Origin of the sequence: Paenibacillus sp. FSL R10-2199, assembly GCF_038000235.1 — a bacterium.
GTDB lineage: Bacteria > Bacillota > Bacilli > Paenibacillales > Paenibacillaceae > Paenibacillus_AQ > Paenibacillus_AQ phytohabitans.
Window position 1 is genome coordinate 3205785 of record NZ_JBBOBO010000001.1, and the last position, 24578, is coordinate 3230362.

Here is a 24578-nt window from a genome sequence, read left to right on the forward strand (position 1 = left end):
AAATAGATTTAAGTAGATTGATAAGTTAAAGAACTGAATTTGTGATTTTTTCTGGCTGGAAAATCTTAATGACGATATGAAGGAGCCGTTCCTTGTAGTGAACGGTTTCTTTTTTTGCAATCTTATGTTATTCCCAAAACTGATAACGAGTTGAAAAAATAAAGATAGTATATGTTTATACAATAGTCACAACTAGCCTTTATGGATTGGGATTATCTGGACTCGAAAAACTGGGATACCTTCTTTTATATTTCCAGTTGCATTTAGGGAGATGTTTCTTTCTCATTAGATGAATTATATTTCAGGTTCCAATTCCTTCTCCGGCTTCCGATCCGTTGCCTCGGATTGTTCCTCCATGACGATCTCCTGTCCTTGTAACTCCTTAAACTCCAGCGCCGAATTAATCTCGGATTGCCGCATGACCAGTTGTTGCAACTGCTGCTCTTCCTCAAATGGCCTGCCTAATTCTTTTTGTGCTGCAGCAAGCTGCTCCAGCGTCTCTTCCTGATTCTGTATTGTAGTTTGAAGCAATGAAGGCAACTTCTCGATCAGGTTTTCGAGGCGAGAGATATTTCCCAGTGCTGAACCCCCAAGTTCTGCGGAGTGTGTTTCTGCACCTTGGGCCCGTATATGGACGTTATCATAAATTGAACGGAACAAAGAGAGTGGAAAACCACGATACTGACCAATAACTTTATAAGATTGATCTCTCTCGGTTAGTTTGGCTAACAGAAGAAGTACTTCTCCGGCTTGCGTTCTTTCTTCATAGTTAATTCCATCTAGTTGAATCAAGAAATCCAGTTGCCGATTTTGCTCAGCTATTTGAATATCCGCCTGGAGCTTCTCCATTTTCTCCTCACACACTCGGAGCATTAAAGGATACTGCTTATGGATACGCTGCTCCAACATCACCTGTTCATTTTGCCAATTGGCCTTCAGAAGCTTGAGGCGGGAGACATCGTTATCCACCTGCATCTTTTCGGCAAGCATGGGATTACCGGTAGCTACGGCCTTGACTTCGGCAGCAGATAGGACCGTTTCATCCGTATCTTCACAGGAGCGGGAGATGCTTTTGCCGGTCATCACTTGGGAGATATAGCGTAACTTCTGCTCCTGAATTTGCCACAAGTACGAGTCGAAGGTTCCCTTTGTAACATAACGGAAAATCTTCACTACTGGATTGCGATTGCCCTGCCGCATGATGCGGCCGTCACGCTGGATAATGTCAGAGGGTCGCCAGGGACAATCAGTATGATGTGCAGCAATGAGACGATCCTGAATATTGGTCCCTGTCCCGAGCTTGGAGGTGGAGCCGAGCAGAACACGGACTTCGCCGCGGCGCACCCTTTCGAATAAATCCTCCCGCTGAGCATCCGTCTTGGCATCATGGATAAAGGCGATTTCGTCCTCAGGTATGCCGCGAAGTGTCAGTTGACTCTTCACCTCATCGTACACGTTAAAGATTCCCGGCTTTGGTGTGCCGCTATCGCAGAAGACGACCTGGGTCAGTTTTTCAGCCTCTGTTTGCTGCCAAATGTCGTAGAGGTTATGGACGCATCGATTTAATTTGGAGTCGGGATCAACGGGAGCGTCTTCATGAACTAACCTGGGATCAATTGACATCAGTTTGGCTTCATGTGTCAGCTTGAGCATGTTATCCTCGGATGCATCCACATCATTGTTTCGGATCTGCTCAGCACGCACCACAAACTCGTCCATTAGCTGCTGTTGAAAAGGAGAACATTCACTGATAATAACGGTGGCTTTATCACCTTCGAGTTTTGGCGTGGGTAATTGCAGCATATCAGCAGTTTGAATATCTGCCACTAAGCGAAATAGATTCATCAGTTCCGGTAGGTTGTGAAACTTGGCAAATCGGGATTTCATCCGGTAGCCGCTGCCTTCTGGTGTGATTTCCAGAGAGGATACCACCTCACCAAAGGTCGCCGCCCAATTGTCAAAAAAGTTAAGACCCAGCTTTTGCAGCAAATGAGGCTGAAGAAAACGCTGCATCACGTACATTTCCGACATACTGTTACTGATCGGTGTGCCTGTTGCGAAGACCACGCCACGTCCGCTGTTCATTTCCTGTAGATATTGGCATTTGAGTAGCATATCGGTGGCGCGCTGGCTACTGGTTTTACCGATTCCGGCGACATTTCTCATTTTGGTGAATGTAAAGCAGTTCTTATAGGCATGAGCCTCATCCACAAATAGCATATCGACGCCCAATTGTTCAAAGGTGAGTAGATCATCTTTTTTGCCTTCATTCGCCAGACGCTCCAGACGGGATTTCAGATTGTTTTCAAATACCACCATCTGCTTGATGCTCCAGTTGTCTCCCTTTTCCTTTTTCACCTGGTCAATGGCTTGAGACACATTGCGAATTTCATCTTGCAAGAGATGCTCCTGACGTTCACTGGAAATAGGGATCTTCTCAAACTGGCTATGCCCGATAATAACAGCATCGTAGTTGCCCATGGCAATGCGAGAGACGAAACGTTGACGGTTGGTCAAGGCAAAATCCTTTTTCGTAGTCACGAGAATGTTTGCCGCAGGGAAGAAACGCAAAATCTCATTTGCCCATTGCTCTGTGAGGTGATTAGGTACGCAGTACATTGGTTTTTGAATAGCTCCGATGCGTTTTAACATCATCCCGGCAGTAATCATTGCCGCGGTTTTGCCAGCGCCGACTTCATGGGCCATAAGCGCCGTACCGGAGTAGAGAATTCGGGCAACCACATCTTTTTGATGCTTTCGGAGCTGCATTTCCTCATTCATACCTGCGAATACGAGATGATCCCCGTTGTAATGGCGAGGACGAATGTTGTTAAACTTATCGTTGTAGATTGCTAGTAGATTGTCGGCGCGATCCTTGTCGCGGAATAACCAGGAAGCAAAAGCTTCCTTCATCTGTTGCTGCTTGGCACGGGCAATCATCGTTTCCTTAGCATTCACGACATACTTTATTTGTTCGTTGCCGCTAGAGTCCACGTAGGTAAACGGATCGCGAATAGTGATGCTTTGCAGGTTCAAGCTGGATTCGTAAATCTCATAAGCGTTGGCGTGACGTATTCCATAGGTTTGGTTCACTTTTATGGAATCACGCTCCAATGATTTGCCTGATACACGCCATAAGTTGGTGAATTCTAGATAATCTACATCGACAGTTTGCGTAGTCTGCAGTACCTTAGCGGTTCCGAAAGTTTCATACATAAATTCCCGGTAATACCGTACCGGAATCCAAGGACTCCCAATACGAAAATCAATATCGCCAGGAAGCAGTGGGGCGGGCTGAACAGCGGTCAGTGCAGACACGTTGCGCTGAAACAGATCTGGGAACTCTTTCGCTTTTAGGATGGCGTAAGCTAATTTGTCCTTAACGTTACCGGATAGATAATCTTCATCCAATTCCCAACCTTCTTCTTCATCACCCGTATATTTCTGTGGGTTTAAAAAGATACGCTCGCCCAATTCCTCACGGATTTCAGCTGTCGTTGTACGGTACAAATGAGCCATGTAAGGTAAGTCAATGCGCAGTCGCTGATTCAAGCAGATTTGCAGTGCTTCAATCGCAGACTCTGCGTGATCGGGTAGATGGTTGGAACGGATGGTGGGTCGAAAAAAGATAGCTGCTTTACTCCATGTTTTTTCTGGATTCAGGTCTTCGATGGAACGAAGTAGTGGCAGTTGATCATCGTCGGCAAAAGCGGCTGTATTGGCTCGATCATTAATATAACCGCAGGAACGAACAAATCGGTCATATGCACTGTTTAATGTGTGCTGAACTGCTGTCAGTTCAGTTTCTTCATAACCATATTCACGGGACTGAAGTGAAATTACTTCCAGCAGCGCAGTTCGGATCTCGCATAATCCTATGATGCGTTCTGCCTTTTTCCCCTTAATGTCTTGGGGTAACAACTCGCCCTTTTCGCAATAATAGATCTGTCCTTGTTCGATGATATAGGTAAAGTTTTTGGTGCCCGCTGGTGCTTCTAAGCGCTTCGGTTCATCGGTGCCTATCAGCACCGAGGGTTTTGACTCACTCACTGAAGGTGGAAGAGAAGGGACGACAGCCTGCAATCTTTCCAGCGCCTGCTCCAGTACGTCGTATAATTGTTGGTTTTCATCCGGCACGCAAGCGGTTTGCTCGACCCCATGCATCCCACGTTCCCAAATCATCTGGCCCAATAATTGGTCGGGGTTACTGAGGTAATAGCGATTTATAGGGACTCCATCTGACGTTGTCCCGATGAACACCCAGTCTGGCATGTCTTCCTTGTTCAGCGAAAGCGGCTGCTCCCGTTTTTGCAAAAAGACAATATCCGTGGTCACGGTAGCTCCAGCCAAAGCTTGAAAGGTCGTATTAGGCAGGCGAGCGGCACCGATAAGGTCCGCTTTTTGGGCCAGAATTTCTCGAACTGAAGAATCCTGTTTGTCCATCGTTCCCTTGCTGACAATGAAGGCGAGAACACCACCGGGTTTCAACAGGTCTAGAGCTTTAATGAGAAAGTAATCGTGAATTAAATGATTGCTTTGGTAGTGCTGGTCAAAGATGCGAATATTGTTGAACGGAATATTGGAAAACACCGCATCAAAACGAGTATTTCTCCAATCTACTGTTTCGAAACCCTGGAGGTGAACTGTGGCTTGAGGGTACAACTGTCGAGAAATTCTGCCGGTCAGTTGATCCAATTCCACCCCGTGAAGCTCGGCTTGATTCCATTCTGGCGGCAGTACAGAGAAGAAATTACCTGTACCCATGGACGGATCTAATAGCTTACGTCCAATTCCATCTGTTAGCCCAAACCGCTGTAAGGTAGTATAAATCGGTTGAATAACCGATTGTTCGGTGTAAAAGGCAGTAATTGTAGAATTACGTGCTGCGTCGTACTCTTCATTATCAAGTAATTGTTTCAACTCGGTATATTCACCCTCCCACCCAGATGCCGTAGGGTGGAAAGCACTCGCTAATCCGCCCCAGCCCACATAACCGGCCAGGATCTGTTGTTCTTCCGCTGTAGCCTGACGCTGGTCGGCTTCAAGATGTTTAAGCAAGCGGATTGCTTCTACATTTCGCTTATACTTGCTTTTGGGGCCGGACACATAGGGAGAGGCTTCAGGATTAAAGTGATAGTTGATGGCATGGATAGGATCGGCGGTAGAAGGGGGAACTATGTTGAACGTATTTTCCTCAAAAGCGGTCCCCTTAGCCTTGGTAGGAGGTGTTGGAACAGTAGATGTATCTTCTTCAGACAGTTTAGGCAAGATTTCAACTGACTCCATAGAGTGGATGTCTAGTTCCTGTTTTTCTTCGTGGGATTGGTGTTCGGCAAAGTCGAATAAAGTCCACTCCAGTTCTTGCAGCGGGAAGGGGGAGAATTGTTCATCATAACGTCCTTCCCCGATCAGCCTTAGTATCATGGCTGCTACCCTATTCCAGGTAAGCCCTTCTCGACGGGTTCCACCAGCTTCCTTCCATTCAAATTCCATTCCTTTGCTATTCGTCATATATCCCTTCAGCTCATTGTCAAAGCTGCCCCATGCGCCTCCAATTCCATAGACTACTTTGAGCAGCGGGACAAGAGCGGCGGGTTTAACGGGATGCTGCTCGGTCACGAATTGGTAGATGCGTGGTTTAATCTCTGATTTTCCCCGATCACTACGTAACAAGTACTCCAGCATTTCCTCGGCAGTATGCTTTTCTGCACCGTCGTTAATTTCAGGCATAAAAAAAGAACCGCTGGCTGGCGGCTCCGGGGCAGGGGGTTGCTTGAGAATAGCGGGAGGTGAAGGTGCGGTTATCTTGGTCTCAGCACGATTTCGTTCAGCACCAATTCCTCTGCTGTGGATTTGATCTGATTCAGATGGCGCGTTCGTACTAGGGTATCCTCGGTCTGCGGCATCGGATGGAGTCGAAGCAGTTGCTCGCTCAACTGCTCCAACCGTTCCAGTGCTTCCTGTTCGACTTGGTGTATTTTCTCCATCAGATCGCCTTGCATTTGAAGAATTAGGAAGCGCTGTGGGTGATGGTTGCGTAGTTGGTTCAGCGCCATCCGCCCATACTTGCCAAGCGGCTGCTGGTCCGCTTCCGGACCCGAGATTTGCAGGTCGGGATACAGCAGACCGTCGATCTCGTGATAGGTTAGGCTTGGGTGTTCCTTCTTGTTCATAAAAGGTACTCCTTTCGTTTTCCATGATTTTAATATAGCGGGCAATATCGTTAAGCAAGCTGCGGGCGATGACATTCACCTGATAGCCCAAACGAGCGACAAGAGGAAGAGTATCCAAATGCGTAATGGTGGCGAATTCAATCCTATTAGGTTCCGGTAGCCGGCAGCGGCAGTGGATAAGATAGCGAACGCTGTCCATAATTAGATCAGCCATATGTTGCTCTAAGCCATGCAGGGGGAGTGTACCGAGAAAGTGATTCTCGACATCGTGCTCAAAGTCTTGCAGCAGCTCATCCCAAGCAGAACCAACAGATGCTTTGGTCAGTTCGAAGATGGCATTGGAAAGGTCCATGGTGTCATAGGAAGTCAAGCGTCCCGCTAATTCAATTTGGTCTATTTGCTCCAGGTTCCAGAGTGCAGGAGCCGATTTCCCTGTAGTTTGAGTGATATCAAACAGGTGATTCAGCACAGGACTCCCCAGCTGAAAATCGCAAACGGCGATACTCTTTTCACCCTTTTTCACATAACGACCTATCTGATTCCAAAGGGGGAGAGGAGCCAGCATGGTGGCAGTTGGGTTCTGAGCATAGATCACCAGACTGTTATCAAAGGAGTATTTATAGATTCCGGCAGCGAATTCCAAATAATTCATCCAATTTTTCGGAGAGTGAGAAATCTGTGATACAGCAGATTTATAGATTACCTGGAGCATATCAACACGAGCCACGATGGTTACCCTCCCTTCCTATGGATCGTGTGACTTTTATTGTTCCAGCTCATCATAGATATCTTTGTCTGGTACAAAGGGAAGCCAATCTCGTTTGATATCCACGGCATAGGCTGGATAGCGAAGCTTGATTCCTTCAAAGAAATATGGCATGAGTCCATTATCGAACAGATAATACGGGCTGAAAGAGTGGGTCTCATCTTCATGTTCTCCCGTATAGCCCGAATAGAGGTTAAATGCGAGACGGGTAAGACGGACCGTTGTTCCTGTCTGCCAGCCGTTGTTTAAGCCCTCTAGCCTAATGTTGTCTTCTCTGAAATCATAAAGATCATTTATGTGACTGCGAGTATCTTCTGTAAGGCCTAACAGATAAAACAGAGCGGATCGGTAAGGATCATGTTGACGCTCAGCACGAATGACATTACCTTCATAAAACTGTTCATGGGCCAGATTTTTGAATACCATTAAATTTCCTCCTCTTCAATTAAGGGATGTTGTTCAGGCTCTGACTGGAGCGAAAAATATAGGGTTAAAGCTTTATCGATGATTTCCTCAACTTCTGCGGCTTTACTCTCAGGAGAGAAATATTTGGCATATACTTTATGCTTTAGCTTGAATGGAGCAGGAATCTTACTTTTTGGCTTCCAGCTAGACCCACCGGAAAGGATCGCTGATGCGGCTTGCTCAGTGAAATTCCGATTTTCTGATTTTGCTCGAAGCAGCTCGGATTTTTTCATGTCTACTTTGTAACCCTGTCCTTGTATTAATAATTCCACCGTTTGTTGTTCTTCCCGTTTCAGATAAGAGAGATCGACGGCCGGGCGAAGCTTGATTTCACCTTGATCTACTCTTTCCATGAGTTCTGGTAGAAGGTGATTCAAGCGCAAATATCGTTTGATATTGGTTGGGCTCATATCGTTTTTCTCGGAAACTTCATCCACACTCCAAGCTCGCTGTCCCACTGGGACAGTGGACTTAGAATCCTCGGTGTTATAAGGGGTCTCGCCGTTTTCAAGCTGAGTTATTTTACTCTGTTTTTGCTTAGCTTCTTTGCAAGCTTCAAGCTGCATCTCCAGGGCACGAGCAAGTTCACTGGGCAACATATCCTGAATGGAACGTTGATGAAAATTGGTGTCCACCACGATAATTACAGCTTCTGCTTCCGTCAATTGTTCTTTAACAATGGAAGGGATAGAAAGTAACCCCGCAGCTTTAGCGGCATTGACGCGATTATGCCCAGAAAGAATTTCATAGGAATCTTGTTCCATTGGACGGACTATAACGGGAATTAGCACACCGTTCTCTAGGACGCTTTCGATTAAGTCATCCAGTTTTTTGCCCTCATACAGCTTAAATGGATGTTTATGAAAGGGAATAAGGCTGGAGAGTAGAAGGGAAGTGACTCCTGAATTTTCAGGAGATGATGTTAAATGTTCTGGTCCCTCAGACAAAAGTAAAAGCTCATCAATGCTTGAAAGCTTAGGCATAGGTCGCTTATTGCTGCTCATCTTGCATCAGCTCCTTCGCTAAACTGCAATAAGCAGTGGCTACCTTCGACTTAGGATTGAATTCAATAATGCTTTGACTGTAGAAATTCGCCTCACCGACTTTGACTGAAAGAGGGATTTGAACATTAAAGATACGGACGGTTTCCTGGTAATAAGCTTTTACCAACCGAAAGGCTTCTTTATATAAATTGGTTCGAGTATCACACATGGTCATTAAAATACCTGCAATGTTAATCCGCGGATTAATTCGTTTCTTTACCTTAATGATAATTTTCAGAAGCTGAGTTAGGCCTGTCGCTGACCACAATTGAGGGTTTACTGGAATCAACACACTATCGCTGGCCGCCAGGGCATTTATCGTTAGTAGACCAAGAGAGGGATTTGTGTCTATAATGATATAGTCGTATCTTTGCTGCATGGATTCCAGCAATGTGGTGAGAGTTTTTTCCCCACCCATTTCATCTCTTAAATTAATCTCAGCAACGGATAGTTCAATGTTGCTTGGGATGAGGTCTATATTGCCATGATTATGAATGTATTCTTCAGGAGCCGGCAGTGGTTCGTCGCTCATGAGGGCATTCATAATATTGAACATTGAAAACTTAAGCTGATCTGGATTTTCAATTCCAAAGCACATGCTTAGATTGCCTTGTGGGTCGAAATCAACCAGCAGCACCTTTCTATTTTCATAGGACAAGGCGCACGCCAGATTGTAGGCGGTGGTAGTCTTGCCTGTGCCACCTTTCTGATTGGCAATGGTGATAACGGTTGTTTGTCTCATTATGAAAACCTCCCCGGAGGTTTGCTCCGAACATATTGTCAATGGTAGGGAGCGGGCTGGTTCTCTCATTTTTCTCTCCGAGTTCTCTCGCAGTTCTCTCCAAAGGCTAAATTTGCTCTTTCTGTTGCTTGTTGCCGGAAACCCTTGTGGCTCTAAGAAAAACACGAAAAACCGCAAAAACCCTTGATTCTACAAGGTTTTTTGCGGATTGTAAGTTCCCTTATATTCCACTGCAGGGGGTTAAAGTCCAAATGACTTCTGGGACTTAAAATCCTGCGGTACGTGAGTACCGTACGGGTTCGACCCCCGTCCTCGGCACTACAACAACAAGGGTTTCAGCTCATTAGAGCTGGAACCCTTGTTTGTTTTACAAACCAAAGATCGTGGAACAACAGGTTCCTCGCCGTAATTAGCAAAGAATATGTCCCGAAATGACCTGCTTTCCTTATTAAAAATGGTTATTTACAGCAAAAACCAAGGAACCCTTTCAGCATAGCGTTTGCTGAAAGGGTTCCTTGGTTTAAGCTTCCGACACGTTCAATACTCCTCAACTGCCTACTCCACATGACCCGTCGATTGACGGAAAACCGGCATCGTCTTAACATGCGTAACCAGTGGAGGTCTGCCGGGATTTTCGATTTTGGAAAGGAGCATCTCGGCGGCAAGGAAGCCCATTTCGGATCGGTGGATATGAACGGTGGTCAAGTGGGGTTCGACGATTCGTGACTCCGGGGAATTATCGAATCCGCAGACCCTAACCTCACCAGGAATTTGAATATTTAGGTCCTTTAAGATACGAATGACATTAATAGCGATGAAGTCATTGGCGCATACGAACGCGGGTGGAAGATTAGTCATGCTTGCTAGTCGCTGCTTAAGCCACTTATAGTCATCGATATGCCGGTCGTCTTCGAGAATGCAGAAGGATTCATCAAGATCAATCCGGGCGGCATACATGGCTTTGGTGAACCCGTCCCAACGCTCGTTGAAGCTCATGCAATGGCGGGAATCGCCGATAAACCCGATCTCCGTAATTCCTTCATCAATGAGCTTCTTCGTTAGACTGAAAGTACTGTGAATGTTCTCCATCAGCAGTAGATCTGCCTTCATCTCAGAAAACGTCAGTTCTGCTGAAGCGTCAATGAATAAGGTCGGGATCCCGAATGACGTAATAAACTCCGAGTAGCTCTTGTCGAACAATTCGATACAGACAATGCCATCTACTTTACTTTTGTCGAAATTGACAGGAAGAGCCGACGAATCGAGTTCATTCTCTCGAACGATATGTATCGACAAATTAAAGCCTTCGGAGCTGATTTTTTGTTCGAGGCCGCTTAGCAGTGATGTGCCAAAATGTGAATTGTTCGGCATATTTGCTGTAAGCAGGGCAATATTACCGGTTCTTTTGGCAGGTGTGACTTCTTGTTCGAACAAGGCGAACTGCTTGTAATTCATATCGATAGCTTTCCTAACCACTTTGCTGCGTGTCTCATCCGGTATAGAGGGATTATTATTTAATGCTTTGGATACCGTATTCCTAGAAAGTCCAAGCGAATCGGCTATATCTTGAATGGTTACTTTTTCTTTGTTCAAAGATAATGGCTCCTTTAGCAGAAGTAATGCGTTCTCGACCAAAATAATCGTAGTACAAATTAATGTAATTGTCAACTTAATTGTTACAAATGAACAATTGGATTAAAAGTAAAAAGAAAGATTAATAAGGTTTTTATTTTGTGCAAAAGTAAACAAATGAACAAGAGGAATGGACGGTGTTCATTCACTTTGTTATGGCTTTTTCGTAAGAGAAAACTATCATTTCGTTGTTGAAAGCTGAAAAATCAATGAATAATCGTTATTAAAATGAAATTGTGTTTTTGTTGGTGTGCATATGTTTACTTTTATAGTCATAAAAATTCTTGACGAAGTAATCGTGATGTTGTAAGTTAAATTTATTAAGCCGTTGGCAGTACTTAATGGAAGCACTTACTTTCGTGCGATAAGTATCCAAAATCACATTTATTTTTTACAAATGAGTATTAAAGGAAGGAGACCTTGCAACAAACTTCTGGAATCACACAAAATAAAAGACCGGAAGCCCGGAATCGTACAGGACTTATGGAGAAACTTACATTATAATTCATACCGTCGGAGCGTGAGTTCATGCTGTAGCAGGCCATGCTCCAACTACTATTATTATTATTATTATTATTATTATTCTGGAGGAGTGGGAGAAACATGAATTATACAGAGAAGTTCCGTCCGCAGTATCATTATTCGCCACAAAAAAACTGGATGAATGATCCGAACGGACTGGTGTATTACGAGAATGAGTACCACCTCTTTTATCAGCACACTCCGTTCGCAAGCCAACCCGATTTCGGGAGAATGCATTGGGGGCATGCGGTAAGCTCCGATCTGGTCCATTGGGAGGAGCTTGAACCATCCTTGCCGCCAGGTGAGGACGGTGCAATTTTCTCTGGAAGCGCGATAGTCGATACACAGAACACAAGTGGTTTTTTTGATGAGGACGGGTCAGGGCTTGTGGCGATCTATACGAATAACGACAACAAGGTGCAACCAGGTAAGCCGCAGGTTCAAAGCATCGCCTACAGCATAGACAAGGGACGGACTTGGACGAAATATGAAGGGAACCCGGTCTTGTTTCCGGAGACGACGCTTGATTTCCGCGATCCGAAGGTATTCTGGCATGATGATACATCCAATTGGATTATGACTCTGGCTGTTCAAGACCGTGTGGAATTCTACACTTCTCCAAATTTGAAGGAATGGACATTTGCTAGTGCATTTGGCGCTGACGTCATCGGAACACATCGTGGCGTTTATGAATGTCCGGATCTATTCTCGATTCATGTCGATGGTGATCCCAATCAGAAGAAGTGGGTGCTCATTCTAAGTGTGGGCGATTGTAATGGAGTGAACCCGAATGAGCCTGAACCACCGGCAGGGGGCTCCGGTATGATGTACTTCGTCGGTAGCTTCGATGGTAAGACATTTACACCGGACGAGCCTATTCTTTCGATTCATGATGTGAAATGGATTGATTTCGGGTCTGATTTCTATGCGGCCGTCACCTGGAGCGATATACCGGAAGGAGACGGACGTAAACTCTGGATCGGTTGGATGAACAACTGGCGGTATGCCGGGACGCTTCCGACTGACAAGTGGCGGGGAAATGCATCCATTCCACGAGAGTTGAAGTTGAGAACCTATCGGGAAGGCCTTCGTCTGGTGCAAGAACCGGTAGAAGAATTGAGAAGGATAGGTTCACCGCTTATGGCTCTGGAGAATGTAACCTTGGTTCCGGATACGAATCCGCTGGCTGACATCACTATTGATAAAGCGGAATTGATCGCGGAATTCGAAATTGGAACCGCAACGGAGTTCGGAATGAAGGTTAGAAAGTCTGCAGATGAAGAAACGGTGGTCGGGTACGATACCCTAAACATGGAGTTGTTTGTCGATCGCACGAAATCAGGCACTACGAATTTCCATCCGGACTTCGCAGCTAAGCACCAGGCACCGCTGCTGCCTGTTGATAACCGTGTACGCATGTCAATCTTCATGGATTGGTCGTCGATTGAAGTGTTCGGTGGTGAGGGTACAGCGGTCATCTCGGACATGATTTTCCCCGCTTCCGCAAGCAACGGACTTGAGCTTTACACGGTAGGCGGAAACGCAAAGCTGGTGTCGCTTCAAATCAATGAGCTGGGAAGCATATGGAGAGATGAGATCAAGGAGGAAGCACATGCGTATCGGGGCAATTGAAGCAGGCGGAACAAAGTTTGTATGTGGTGTCGGGAATGAATTAGGGGAGATTGAGGATCGGGTTCATTTTCCAACGCGGCGACCCGAAGAGACGATGGAGAATGTCATCGCCTACTTCCGGGATAAGAGAGTCGATAGCATAGGGATCGGATCGTTTGGTCCGATCGACCTCGAACACTCCAGTCCGACTTACGGTTATGTGACGACAACGCCAAAACCTGGCTGGTCCGGATATAATTTCGTGGGTACGCTAAAATCGGTCTTCGATGTTCCGGTCGGTTGGGATACGGACGTCAATGCTGCCGCGTTGGGCGAAGCCACATGGGGTGCAGCACAAGGATTGAACAGTTGTGTCTACTATACGATCGGGACTGGCGTAGGAGTCGGCGTTTATACCGAAGGTAACCTGGTACATGGACTTGTTCATCCAGAGGGTGGACATATCCTCACAAGGCGGCATCCGAACGATGATTTTGGTGGCAATTGTCCCTATCATGGCGATTGTCTGGAAGGAATGGCGGCAGGCCCGGCGCTGGAAGCAAGGTGGAAGGCTAAGGGCGATACACTGCCGGAAGACCACCCGGCATGGGAGATGGAGGCGTTCTACATTGCGCAGGCCATATCGAATGTCATCCTGACGTTATCCCCTAAGAAAGTCATTCTCGGCGGGGGCGTGATGAAGCAAGTCCAGTTATTCCCGATGATCCGAGCGCAGGTGGGCAGCATTCTCAATGGATACGTGAGTGCCAAGCCTATTGTATCGGATATCGAACATTATATTGTCGCCCCTATGCTCGGCGATAATGCCGGCTTGTGTGGGGCATTAGCACTTGGGATAAGAGCGTTAGGATCACACACAACGGTACAAAAATAAGCGGGAGTTTAGAGTATTTAAAGGCTCAATCCCAAAGTCAGTACATTCGATCAAACCAAGCAATAATTAGAAATCCATTATCAAAGGTCATTTCACACAACGTGTGCACAGATAGTAGTGCGCACGTTGTTTCGATTAAAAATTCTTTGTTACGGAGTTAAGAATCAGATTGATGGACAATACATAACTTCTGTCAACGGTAATGCATCTTTTAATGAAAGGAAGCATTTATAACATGACAGACTAGAGCTTATTGAAAGCGGATTAAAGCTATACGACAGAATATCCAATAAACGATATAGAATTCAAATACAATGAAAAGAAGATCGATGAGGTCAATGAACGGCTGCTCTGAATGCGGACGGAAATGAAGAAACCAAATATAATTAAAGGATGGGAGTATTTATCAATGAAAATGGATGATGATAAATTACTTCAGTATTATTTGGAACTCAATGGTCCGGATGCCGGAGAATGGAACTCCTCTCCACCATGCATTCACACCCTATTGGCGTCAAGGGATTATGTAAAAAAGAAATTTGATGTTTTTGATGAAATCCAGGTATGTAATATTGGGATTGGAACTGGAGGTTGGGACGACTACCTTGGATATTGGCTTAAGGGAAGAGGCAGTTTAACCAGCATTGATATTGACGAAAGTATTTGTGGGATATTCGAGTATAGACAGCAGAGGGAACAGCATCCGAATCCATCGAAGGTTTTATGCAAAAGCATTTTCGATTCCGATTTGCCTCAAGAGGCCTTCGATATTGTAACCCTAATTGGGTCCGCAATTAATGAAACCGGGGACTTCGAGAAATGCTTGGATTCATGCTTTTGTTTAATTAAGCCTGGAGGACATTTGATGTTTATGGCAGGTTTAAAATATACGCCCTTTGAAATGTTGGAAGAATATATAAGTCATACTAAATATCAAATTATGCAAAACGATTTATACGAAGCCTTTCCTGAATATCCGTTTTTCATCAGCAAAATCAGAAAATAATATATGGAGAAAGACCATTTTCTGCTTCGTTATTAATTGTATTCTATCTGGTTTTTGTAAGTGACGGCAGCGAAGCGAAGCACCAACGATGCCGTGACATAATTTTACGAAAAAAAAAGCACTAGGATGAAGAACAACGCCAACCATTTCATTCTTTATAAAAACATTCCTCAAGCGCCTATTCGGCGCTTTTTCTTTGTAGGAGCTGTCATCATTTCGCTCACTTTCGTCTGTCTTCATAATAAAAAGCAGGCAAACACTTAGAAATAACTCTAAGCGTTTGCCTGCTTTCCTGCATGAATTTTAACAGATCATAACCGGCATGCGGAGCAGCGAAATAAGAATCATAAAAGGCGATTTTTAAAGAGACATTTCTCATTTAAGATTGCTTGTATATATTCCTGTAAACTTGCGGGGAGGTTTCGATAGCTTCTCTAAAGACCTTAATAAAATAACTAGTGCTTGAAAATCCAACATTCTCCGCTATTTCATAGATAGGTAAGTCAGTGGCAACCAAAAGGTTCTTTGCGGCTGATATCCTGCTCATTTTAATATACTCATTTGGTTTCATCCCCATAATTTTCTGAAAAAGCCGTATGAAATAATACAGACTGTATCCAGACAGTTCCGCCATATGTTCCGAAGTCCAATGGAAACCAGGTTTGTCGTGAATTTTATCTGCTATTCCGTGAATAACTTCTTTTTGATCAAGGGTATTGTTCTGTTTTAGCGACTCCGAATTTTTTAACAGAAATAACAACAGCTCGTAGACCAGTGCCGACAGGTGTGGTTCATTACCTGTTCTGAACGTGTCCATTAATTCAAACATTGATGAGAATATCCGTTGTACTTGTTGAATGCCTGCGAATCTAAAGATTGTTGTGCTATCGAGTTTCCACATGGCTAGTAGCGGATCCACAGCATTGAAATGCACAAAACAAATTTCCCAAGGATCGTCTTCATCAGTTCCGTATTGTTGCTCCGCTCGCGGAGGATACAAAAACCCACACCCTCCAGTTAATTCAAGTCGCTCTCCTTCATGAATAACAAATCCCTTCCCCCTAAGCACGAGATGAAGGTTATATTGAGCCAAAAAACCACTTTCCCGGTTCTCGCGATGGGTGGGGAATTCGTAATAATGCCCAATGACTACCGGATACATCAAATGATGTTTGAACGTAGGTGGTGGAATAAAAACATTTCTTTTCATAAGTGGCCTCTTTCGCAATTTTTTTATATATTATAAAGCAAAGATGTATTATTTACAATTAATTAAAGAGTGAATAGAATGAGTATATGAAATGTATTTAGCAAATAATTTTTATTTAATAAAAACAGGAGGATTGTATGACGCATATAAACAACAATGGAATGCCTCGTCTGGATAAGTGTGGCGACGCTTACAGACTGATCGTTAACGAAAGACCCTTTATATCCCTGGCTGGAGAAGTTCACAATTCAAGCTCGTCCAGTCTCGAATATATGAACAAAAATGTCTGGGAGCGCCTAGTTTATTTTAATTGTAACACTGCTGTGATACCGGTTAGTTGGGAGCTCATCGAGCCGTTAGAAGGAACATTTGATTTCACACTGGTTCAAGGTTTAATTGAAGGCGCCAGGAAACATAATCTGAAGCTTGTTTTCATTTGGTTCGGAATGTGGAAGAACTCTCATTCGACGTATGTGCCAGCTTGGGTCAAGCGCGACACACTCCGCTTTCCAAGGGTTCAGTCGGCGAATGGAAAAAAATTGCCGATTGTATCTTGTCATTCCGAAGAGGCACTCCAAGCCGACAGTAAAGCTTTTGCCGAATTAATGCGGTTCATACGTCAAATTGACAGTACGGAACAAACGGTAATCATGATCCAAGTAGAAAATGAAGTTGGATTTCTCGGTACAGCACGTGATTGTTCGCCTCAGGCAGACAAATTGTTTGAAGAAAACGTGCCTGCTGAGCTGATTCAGTATCTTAAGGATCACGCCGAGCATTTAAATGCTTTCCTTAAAAAGCATTGGGACAGCCAGGGGACTGATCTGCTTGGGTGGACACAGCTTTTTGGATCTGCTGCTGAGGAAATCTTCACTGCTTGGCATATGTCCCGTTTTATTGATCAGGTTGCTGCGGCAGGAAAGGCAGAATATCATCTTCCAATGTTCGTCAATGTATGGCTGAAGCAATACGAAGAGCAGGATCCGGGGCAATACCCTACCGGAGGGCCAAACCAGAATGTAATCGATATTTGGAAGGCCGGTGGCCCGCATATCGATATTATCGCTCCGGACATATATCTTAACGAGTTTGCACAAGTCTGTGAAATCTATGACCGCCCTGACAATCCATTATTTATACCTGAGACACGCCGGGATAGTGTAACAGCAGCAAACGTCTTTTATGCTATTGGGGAGCATCAGGCGTTGGGATATACACCTTTTGGTATTGAAACAATGGATAACGGAGTTGATCCATGGAGCGCGGGATTTTTACCCCCAAATCATTTTATGGTCATGGAGAGCACTGGAGTGGGGCCGTTATTGTCTAAGAGTTATGAATTACTGCATCATATGACGCCGGTGATTACACAGTATTACGGTACCCGGCAAATGCGGGGTATCCTGCAGGATACAGCCTATCCGTCAGCGGTTCGCCTTGGTGGATACCGTTTTCAACTGCGGTTTAAGAACCGTTTGAACAGTGAATCTGCACCAGCTGGCGGTTTAATTATCGCGGTTTCTGATCATGATTACATCATTGCGGGGCATGGATTTTCCGTGGAATTTACATCCATGGAGCCGGGAAAGAGTGCAGAATTTATCTCTATCGATGAGGGCTGGTATGAAGACGGAAACTGGGTACCTGGAAGAAGACTTAATGGTGATGAATATCGCGTATCTTTAGGCAGCGAGCCACAAGTGTTAAAAGTATCTTTGTATTCTCATTGAGAAATTTACGCCGCGCCCTCCCGGGCGCGCTTTATAAGATCGTTTAAGGAGAGGTTAAAATGGACAAAAAAACGTTAGCCAGTCACATTGTTGAAAAAGTTGGTGGTGAAAATAATGTAATTGACCTTACCCACTGTGCAACTCGTCTTCGTTTTCGCTTGAAAGATGAAAAAAACACAAATAAAGAAGAAATTAAAAAGTTGCAAGGAATTATGAGCGTTGTCGAAAGCGGAGGTGAGTTCCAGGTCGTGGTTGGCAGCCATGTCGAAGAGGTCTATAAGGAGATTATGGAAAATACGTCAATCGGACGGAGCGGTCAAGAATCTACTGAGAATACGAAAACGAAAATGAGATCCTTGGATGGTTTATTTAATTTGATTTCAGGAACCTTTACTCCGCTGCTGCCGGTGATCGTTGGATCCGGTATGCTAAAAGCGCTTATTATCATTTTGACCAAGCTAGGATGGTTAACGGAACAAGATGGCGCCTATGCAATTTTAAGCGCTGCAGGAAACGCTGTCTTTTACTTCTTGCCTATACTTGTAGCTGTAACCCTTGCGATTAAACTGAAAGCCAATCCTTATGTGGCTGCGGCCATCGGTGCAGCTTTAATGGAACCAAATTTTACGGCACTAAGCCAAGCTGGTGACCGGAGCGACTTCTTCGGAATTCCTGTCATTCTAGTGACATATTCTTCACAGGTTTTTCCGGTCTTTATCTCGATTTTTGTTTTCGCTTATCTTGAACGTTGGCTGAAGAAGGTTATTCACAAAAATCTCAGTTTGTTTTTAGTCCCAATGTTGTCTATCGGTATCTTAGTACCAGTCACTGCACTTGTTTTTGGGCCGTTTGGTGTATACGTAGGTGATGGTATTGCTTCTGTTATCACCTTCTTGATGAATACAAGTGGACTGCTAAGTGGTGCAGTCATTGGTGCAGGCTTTACATTTATGGTTGTCTTGGGTTTACATTGGGGGCTATTCCCAATTGTTCTTGCAAACATTGCTGCAAACGGTTACGATAACATGTTGGCGATGTCAGCTGCAGCGAATATGGCACAAATCGGTCTTGCCATTGGAGTTTATTTGAAAACGAAAAACCGCGATCTGAAACAAACTGCAGGACCCGCTGCACTTTCGGGCATTTTAGCTGGTGTAACGGAACCAATTGTGTACGGGATAATGCTCCGGTACAAGCGAACCGTACCATATATCATTATCGCTGGCGCTGTAGGGGGTGCGATCAATGGATTCTTTGGCGCTCGTATGCATGGTTTCGTGCTGACCAACATTTTCGCTTTATCTGCATTTTCTCCAATCATTCCAATCGTCATCTCGTTCCTTATTACAATTATATTGGCAGCAGCGCTAGTATTGGTTTTCGGATATGAGAAAAGCGAAAAGCTTCAGGATAACCAAGAAGTCCTTTCTGAAGTGAAAACAGCAGAACCGATGCTTAGCCCACTCAATGGGAACATCTTATCTTTATCTAAAGTACCTGATGAGGCTTTTGCATCGGAAGCAATGGGTAAGGGAATTGCTATTCAACCAACTGAGGGGAAACTGTACTCACCCGTAACAGGTGTTGTCAGCCGATTGTTTCCTACACTGCACGCCGTTTTGATTACAACAGAGTCCGGAGCTGAGTTGCTAATTCATGTAGGTTTGAATACGGTCAAGTTGAAGGGGCTGCATTTTAAAGCCGCTGTGCAAGAACAGGCGAAAGTGGCTTCAGGTGACTTATTGTTAGAATTTGATATTAACGCCATTGAAGAGGCTGGGTATTCAGTTATCACTCCGATTGTAGTTACGAATTCTGGTGACTTTAGCGAAATAAAAGTCTTAAAGGAAGAGGGGCATATTGACAAAGGAACACCAGTGCTTTTCGTTCGCCGCTAGAACATTCATAACAGAGAGGTTTGATATATGAGTCTTCAATTTCCAGAAGGATTCTTGTGGGGAGGTGCGGTTGCCGCCTATAAAGAGGACACCTTCAATGATCATGCTCCAAGTGGAGGGTTTATAAGGGTTTTTTCGAAAAATCTTGGTTTTTGAAACAGCTTGGGAGAGAACTTTTTAACGAGTTCTCTCCTTTTTCCGGAGGAGAGAACGAGGAGGAGATCGCATGACTCTCATGAAATATGGAGGGCAGTGCGATCTTTTTTAGTTAAAAGACCAAAACACCACTCATTGTTGATGCTGAAGATACTTTGGAACTGTATTCCAAGTGAGAATAAATGTTGGCTGTTGTAGAATAGTTGCTGTATCCCAGCCATTCCTGAATTACTTTCATACTGACTCCATTAGCGAGTAAGAGGCTTGCACAACTATGACGCAGATCGTGATAGCGAATGTGACGTAAACCATTTTTTTAAGAGATCTAGTTAAGTTTTGTGTGATAAAGCCCGGTTAACTCGTTGTCCCAACTTGTCCAGATAGATATACTTCTCGTAATCAGTGCAGTAGTATTTACCACATATGGCTTTAATGAGAGCTTGAAGCTCACGAATACGCAGCAGTAATTCCTCGAAGGCTGGTACAAGACGCAAAACCATAATAAACTCCAATTCAGCAGTTGCTTACATAAGAAAAGGAAGCTGAGTAACTTCTTCGCACAAAATAATGGTATACTTCGCACTTGGGAAAATCAAGGAGGTATCGGCGTATAGAAATTCAATTTCCTAATTTTTGAAAATTTTTAATAGACTTTATTAAATGATCTATTTATAATAAAAAACGTCGAGACATATAAACGTTTACGTAATCGTTTGCTTAAACCAATTTATTAGTAGAAAGGTCAGATGCTATTGATTCTTTCCGTGCCGTTCCAACGAAACGATAATCTGGATTGTCTGGAAAACTCTTATGCTTCTATTGGCAGATACTACGGAAGGGGCTACGAATGCGCTCTGGCAAATTCTTGGTCTTTCCGGTACGAGCGTCATCCTGGCCAATCTATCGGAGAGTGCCTTCAAACCGAGAATAATTTCAGCTTTTCCATGCTTGAGCAATACCATGGTGTGCGTGCTCACGTTCATTCGCGCCCCATAAACGATGCAGTAACTTTGCTTCAGGAGGAGCTTCGTGCTGGAAAACCGTCGGTTATAGAGTTGAAATCTAGCTGTATACCTTGGGATACGAATTACACTCGCCATGAAACTCCCTATGAACACGCTATCATTGCAACAGGCTGGGATTCCTTGACTCAAAGCTTTATTTGCACAGACAGTTGGTATGGATGTGAGAGGGAGAAGATATCAGTTAAAGAATGGGTCGGGGAGCGTATTCCGGTTACGACCTTTATGATTAGCGGAAAAGAAGCTGTTCCGGATGTTCGTGATTTGCTCAACAAATCGCTCAACCACTTTGAGAGGGGAAGTGGAGAAAACCATCCTTTTTCAGCTATGGAAAAATTAGCCGAGGATATTCGCAGTTTGGATTTGAAAGCAGAATTTAACGGTTATCGTCCGTTGCTGCCACCCTATGGTCCGCCTATCTCTAATCATCTTTATACGATAAGCAACAATCGGAAGAAATTCAGCGTATATCTTGGCTACTTGTCTGAACAAGAATGGCATGGTAGAAACGCGCTTAAAGAAATTGCAAGTGATTTCAAAGTTTTGGCTGAAAAATGGAAAATAATAACTGGTGTGTTCTATAAAGCTTTTTTCACTGGTGCGGAAGAATCTGGTCTGTTGAAACGCATCAGCCTGAAAGTGCAAGAGACTGCCGATCTGGAAGAGCGATTATACAATCTGATTACAGGAGTGCTTCAGTACGCTCCAGACGTTACACGGCAAAAGCCTCAGCAGAGACCAACTCTCAATAATTGTGAAACGTTCGAACTGGCACCGTGGTTCAATAATACAGCATTCGGCTCCATAATCGGCGGCCATCAGGCAGATTTTACGGGTACCGGAGATTTTTTTTTGAGCGAAGACATACCGGGTGATAGATGTATCCAAGCGGGAGTAGTGGAATTTTTATTTCCGGAAGCAGACGGGTTTAAGCCCGACAACATCTCCTGTCGCGGACAAATGATTCCTGTTCATTTTGAAAAGCCAATCGTGGGTTTTTTGTCAATTCTGGGGTGCGGAGAGTGGGGATGTCCTTTTGAAAGCTTAATCGTTCATTACGAGGATATGGATTCTGAACAGATTTCCGTTAAAGTTACCGACTGGGAAGCGACAAAACCGATGTTCGGCGAGTCCTCTATTTATTCAGGCCGTTGCGCTAAAAACGAAAATGGTGTTATCCAGCCACTTAATCATAAGGTATTCATTTATGATTACCATTTCAAATTGACCAAACTTAAGAAAATTCAGTACATCGAACTGCCTGATTGTTCGAATTTGCATCTATTCGCTCTTTCAGCAGGCTATTAACTCTTTTAAAGGAAGTTAAGAAGATGAGAAAAATACTGCCGCTACATTTATCTACAGGTATAACTAATGATTGCTGGCATGTCTATCGGCTTGCCCCTTTAATGACGAAAGAGCATTTCAAGCCATGGTTTATGGAAAGGTTTATTGAACTTGAAATGGGTTTTAGTCTCGGCGCTCCGATTGATCAATTCTGGGTCCAATACTACCGACTGGAATATTACGATATGAATTGGTTTTACGGTCGTATGCTGGATACAGTTACGGTGATGCCCGGTAAAGGCGAGTTTTGTTCGTTTACAAAGGATGCTATCGACAGAAACAACTATGTGTTGATCGCCTGCGATCATTTTTATCTGAAGCAAACGCCGTATTATCTGAGAGAACATGTGATCCATGAGTTTTTGATATGCGGTTATGACAGCTTGCGCCGCGTATGGCACGTACTGATTCTGCTTAATGATAATTGGTCGATACTCGAGATTCCTTTTGAACAGCTGGAAACCAGCTTTGAGTTTGCCCTTAAGCAGGTTCGGGATGATCGCAAAGCTTATAGATGGCTGGGAAGATTTGAAATGCCTTATACTCTTATTCGTTTAAAATCACCATCTGCACAGCCTGTGCGCTTATACAAAATCTATGAATCGATAGAAAACAGTCTAGTTGGTGCAGAGAGGAAAATCAAGGAAAGAACACTGGCCGGAGGAGAACTCCAGTGTCTGGAATGGACTGGGATTTCTATTTATAAAGGGTTTGCCGAACTTGCCCGGACGATTCTTTACGAGCATCCATCCTTATTGATGGACAAGCATATCCTTCTCGGTATGAAAAAATTTGTTGAGAATAAAAGCGGTTTCTTGATTCGGCTTCGTTATTTGCAGAACCTAACTCTTATTGAGACGAACGATCGTTTGCTTGAACAAGCGGCTTTGGTAGTCGATTACCTGAACGAGGCCTACTTCTGGATGTCGAAATATAATTTTTCAGGCTTGAAACATCATCTGGATCGTATGATTGAGATGCTGCTTAGGGCAGAAGCTTTAGATGTCCAAGTGCTGCAAGAAGCGCTTGAAGTGGTGGGAATCGGACTGGATTCACAATTTGGGGAAACGGCAGGTTCATTATATGAGGGTTGAGGATTGCAAAATTGCAAAATGGGCGCAGGAGCTTGGTACTCCTCTTTATTTATACGACGAAGAAGTCCTACACGATCGTTACCATCAATTGAGGATGTCTTTACATCCATCCGTAGATATTGGACTTTCACTGAAAGCAAACAACAACATAAGTTTGGCTGCGCGGCTTCGCAGGTGGGGGAGCTGCGTTGAGGTTGCCTCTATGGGAGAACTGCATTTGGCGCGTTTGGCTGGATTTCCGCCGGAGCGGATCATTTTCTCCGGTCCGGGAAAGACGACAGAAGAGCTCGAAAATGCCTTGGAATACGGAATTTATTGCATCAATGCAGAATCGTTTGACGAGGTTGATCGGATCGCAGCGCTGGCAGCGGAGAGGAAGTTTACCGCCGGCATTGGAATTCGGATCAATCCCAATATGAGTATTGTGAATACGGCGATTCGAATGGGAGGCCTACCCAGACAGTTTGGGATTGATGAATCTTCGCTTACTGCAATGGTCAAGAAGCTTAAATGCATGCCTAACATTAGCTTCAAGGGTATTCATATATACTCAGGAACCCAAATTTTAGACAGCAATCAGATCATCAAAGCATTTAATTATACAATAAACCTTGCTAAGGAATTACAGATAGAGCACGGTTTGGACTTCGAGTTCATTGATCTGGGAGGAGGATTCGGAGTTCCCTACTTCTCACATGAGAAAGAATTGGACATTGAGCATGTCTGCAGAGAAACAAATAAATTGGTAGCGGAGTACCTCCAACATTCTCCCAAAACACGTTTTATGATTGAAACCGGACGGTTTCTGCTTGCAGAGTCAGGAGCTTATGTAGCGCGTGTGTTGTACGTAAAGGAATCTAAGGGCGAAAAGTTCCTCATCCTCGACGGCGGAATGCACCATCATGTCAGCTCAACCTTCAGAGGAAGGACTATGAGAAACAACTTTCCGGTCCGGCTCGTGAGAAGTAATGGTACCCCTGCACAAGGAAACCTGGAAAGAGTAAACCTTGTCGGACCTCTATGTACACCGGAGGATTGCTTGGCTAAGGATATCGAATTGCCAGAAGCTAACGCAGGGGATTATATTATGCTGTTGAAGTCAGGCGCGTACGGATTGTCTTATAGTCCCTTGCAATTTTTAGGCCATCCTACACCCCTAGAGGCATTAGTGGCTAATGGAAAACTTTCTGTCATCCGAGAGCGGGGGGATGTCTCAGATCTGCTTCGCCATCAATATTTACCGAAGGATATATAAGGGAGCGATAT

Annotated in this window: 15 protein-coding genes and 1 tRNA gene; 9 read left to right on the forward strand and 7 right to left on the reverse strand. The window is 44.4% G+C overall.

All coding sequences use genetic code 11. The features are described from left to right. Positions 1-294 precede the first annotated feature (294 nt). From NYE33_RS13990 to NYE33_RS14010, 4 genes are read right to left on the reverse strand one after another with little or no spacing between them, the layout of a single operon-like run. Positions 295-6900 carry a helicase-related protein gene (locus tag NYE33_RS13990; RefSeq protein ID WP_445669779.1) on the reverse strand — a complete coding sequence of 2202 codons (6606 nt, stop codon included), beginning with the start codon at positions 6898-6900 and terminating at the stop codon, positions 295-297. Between the two features lie 36 nt (positions 6901-6936). Next, positions 6937-7365 carry a DUF6075 family protein gene (locus NYE33_RS14000; protein ID WP_341066164.1) on the reverse strand — a complete coding sequence of 143 codons (429 nt, stop codon included), beginning with the start codon at positions 7363-7365 and terminating at the stop codon, positions 6937-6939. Beyond that, a complete protein-coding gene (locus NYE33_RS14005; protein ID WP_341066166.1) occupies positions 7365-8408 on the reverse strand; it encodes a ParB N-terminal domain-containing protein in 1044 nt (347 codons plus the stop codon). The genes NYE33_RS14000 and NYE33_RS14005 overlap by 1 nt, the downstream gene beginning before the upstream one ends. Continuing rightward, complete coding sequence (locus NYE33_RS14010) at positions 8395-9189, reverse strand: ParA family protein (protein WP_341066168.1); 795 nt, start codon at positions 9187-9189, stop codon at positions 8395-8397. The genes NYE33_RS14005 and NYE33_RS14010 overlap by 14 nt, the downstream gene beginning before the upstream one ends. 232 nt (positions 9190-9421) lie before the next feature. Between NYE33_RS14010 and NYE33_RS14015 the strand changes: the two genes are divergently transcribed. Next, a tRNA-Leu gene (locus tag NYE33_RS14015) sits at positions 9422-9507 on the forward strand. Positions 9508-9744: 237 nt separating this feature from the next. On the opposite strand, the gene NYE33_RS14020 is transcribed toward NYE33_RS14015, so the two are convergent. Further along, positions 9745-10782 (reverse strand): LacI family DNA-binding transcriptional regulator, encoded by a 1038-nt coding sequence (locus NYE33_RS14020; protein WP_042139124.1) that lies wholly within the window; start codon positions 10780-10782, stop codon positions 9745-9747. A gap of 642 nt (positions 10783-11424) precedes the next feature. Here NYE33_RS14020 and NYE33_RS14025 point away from each other — a divergent pair. From NYE33_RS14025 to NYE33_RS14035, 3 genes are all read left to right on the forward strand, one after another. Further along, positions 11425-12975, forward strand: coding sequence for a glycoside hydrolase family 32 protein (locus tag NYE33_RS14025; RefSeq protein WP_341066169.1), 1551 nt, complete (start codon positions 11425-11427; stop codon positions 12973-12975). Further along, positions 12956-13849 (forward strand): ROK family protein, encoded by an 894-nt coding sequence (locus NYE33_RS14030; protein WP_042139122.1) that lies wholly within the window; start codon positions 12956-12958, stop codon positions 13847-13849. The genes NYE33_RS14025 and NYE33_RS14030 overlap by 20 nt, the downstream gene beginning before the upstream one ends. Positions 13850-14216: 367 nt before the next feature. Next, positions 14217-14855, forward strand: coding sequence for a class I SAM-dependent methyltransferase (locus NYE33_RS14035; protein WP_341066171.1), 639 nt, complete (start codon positions 14217-14219; stop codon positions 14853-14855). Positions 14856-15234: 379 nt separating this feature from the next. Here the strand turns inward: NYE33_RS14035 and NYE33_RS14040 are convergent, their stop codons facing one another. Beyond that, positions 15235-16065 (reverse strand): helix-turn-helix transcriptional regulator, encoded by an 831-nt coding sequence (locus NYE33_RS14040; RefSeq protein ID WP_341066172.1) that lies wholly within the window; start codon positions 16063-16065, stop codon positions 15235-15237. A gap of 137 nt (positions 16066-16202) precedes the next feature. Here NYE33_RS14040 and NYE33_RS14045 point away from each other — a divergent pair, with 137 nt between their 5' ends. Then, positions 16203-17795: a GH35 family beta-galactosidase gene (locus tag NYE33_RS14045; protein ID WP_341066174.1), complete on the forward strand. Its 1593-nt coding sequence runs from the start codon at positions 16203-16205 to the stop codon at positions 17793-17795. Between the two features lie 59 nt (positions 17796-17854). Next, positions 17855-19693 (forward strand): beta-glucoside-specific PTS transporter subunit IIABC, encoded by a 1839-nt coding sequence (locus NYE33_RS14050; protein ID WP_341066175.1) that lies wholly within the window; start codon positions 17855-17857, stop codon positions 19691-19693. A 268-nt stretch (positions 19694-19961) separates the two neighbouring features. Here the strand turns inward: NYE33_RS14050 and NYE33_RS14055 are convergent, their stop codons facing one another. Next, positions 19962-20147 carry a tyrosine-type recombinase/integrase gene (locus tag NYE33_RS14055; protein WP_081970124.1) on the reverse strand — a complete coding sequence of 62 codons (186 nt, stop codon included), beginning with the start codon at positions 20145-20147 and terminating at the stop codon, positions 19962-19964. A gap of 646 nt (positions 20148-20793) precedes the next feature. Between NYE33_RS14055 and NYE33_RS14060 the strand changes: the two genes are divergently transcribed. Genes NYE33_RS14060 through lysA form a run of 3 tightly spaced genes read left to right on the forward strand, consistent with a single transcriptional unit; the run spans position 20794 to position 24567 of the window. Continuing rightward, the gene (locus NYE33_RS14060) at positions 20794-22179 is read left to right on the forward strand and encodes a hypothetical protein (protein ID WP_341066176.1); all 1386 of its coding nucleotides are present in this window, start codon (positions 20794-20796) and stop codon (positions 22177-22179) included. Positions 22180-22202: 23 nt separating this feature from the next. Further along, positions 22203-23312 (forward strand): hypothetical protein, encoded by a 1110-nt coding sequence (locus NYE33_RS14065; RefSeq protein WP_042139115.1) that lies wholly within the window; start codon positions 22203-22205, stop codon positions 23310-23312. After that, positions 23302-24567, forward strand: a complete 1266-nt coding sequence (lysA, locus tag NYE33_RS14070; protein ID WP_042139114.1) for a diaminopimelate decarboxylase — start codon at positions 23302-23304, stop codon at positions 24565-24567. Before NYE33_RS14065 ends, lysA begins: the two co-directional genes overlap by 11 nt. Positions 24568-24578: the final 11 nt, after the last annotated feature.

What these genes read in the sequence shown, in the direction of transcription:
- NYE33_RS14000 (WP_341066164.1), bottom strand. Translation starts at nt 7,365, where the DNA reads ATGGTATTCAAAAATCTGGCCCATGAACAGTTTTATGAAGGTAATGTC.
- NYE33_RS14045 (WP_341066174.1), top strand. Translation starts at nt 16,203, where the DNA reads ATGACGCATATAAACAACAATGGAATGCCTCGTCTGGATAAGTGTGGC.
- NYE33_RS14035 (WP_341066171.1), top strand. Translation starts at nt 14,217, where the DNA reads ATGAAGAAACCAAATATAATTAAAGGATGGGAGTATTTATCAATGAAA.
- NYE33_RS14030 (WP_042139122.1), top strand. Translation starts at nt 12,956, where the DNA reads ATGCGTATCGGGGCAATTGAAGCAGGCGGAACAAAGTTTGTATGTGGT.
- NYE33_RS14050 (WP_341066175.1), top strand. Translation starts at nt 17,855, where the DNA reads ATGGACAAAAAAACGTTAGCCAGTCACATTGTTGAAAAAGTTGGTGGT.
- lysA (WP_042139114.1), top strand. Translation starts at nt 23,302, where the DNA reads ATGAGGGTTGAGGATTGCAAAATTGCAAAATGGGCGCAGGAGCTTGGT.
- NYE33_RS14010 (WP_341066168.1), bottom strand. Translation starts at nt 9,189, where the DNA reads ATGAGACAAACAACCGTTATCACCATTGCCAATCAGAAAGGTGGCACA.
- NYE33_RS14060 (WP_341066176.1), top strand. Translation starts at nt 20,794, where the DNA reads ATGCTTGAGCAATACCATGGTGTGCGTGCTCACGTTCATTCGCGCCCC.
- NYE33_RS14025 (WP_341066169.1), top strand. Translation starts at nt 11,425, where the DNA reads ATGAATTATACAGAGAAGTTCCGTCCGCAGTATCATTATTCGCCACAA.
- NYE33_RS14005 (WP_341066166.1), bottom strand. Translation starts at nt 8,408, where the DNA reads ATGAGCAGCAATAAGCGACCTATGCCTAAGCTTTCAAGCATTGATGAG.
- NYE33_RS14065 (WP_042139115.1), top strand. Translation starts at nt 22,203, where the DNA reads ATGAGAAAAATACTGCCGCTACATTTATCTACAGGTATAACTAATGAT.
- NYE33_RS14040 (WP_341066172.1), bottom strand. Translation starts at nt 16,065, where the DNA reads ATGAAAAGAAATGTTTTTATTCCACCACCTACGTTCAAACATCATTTG.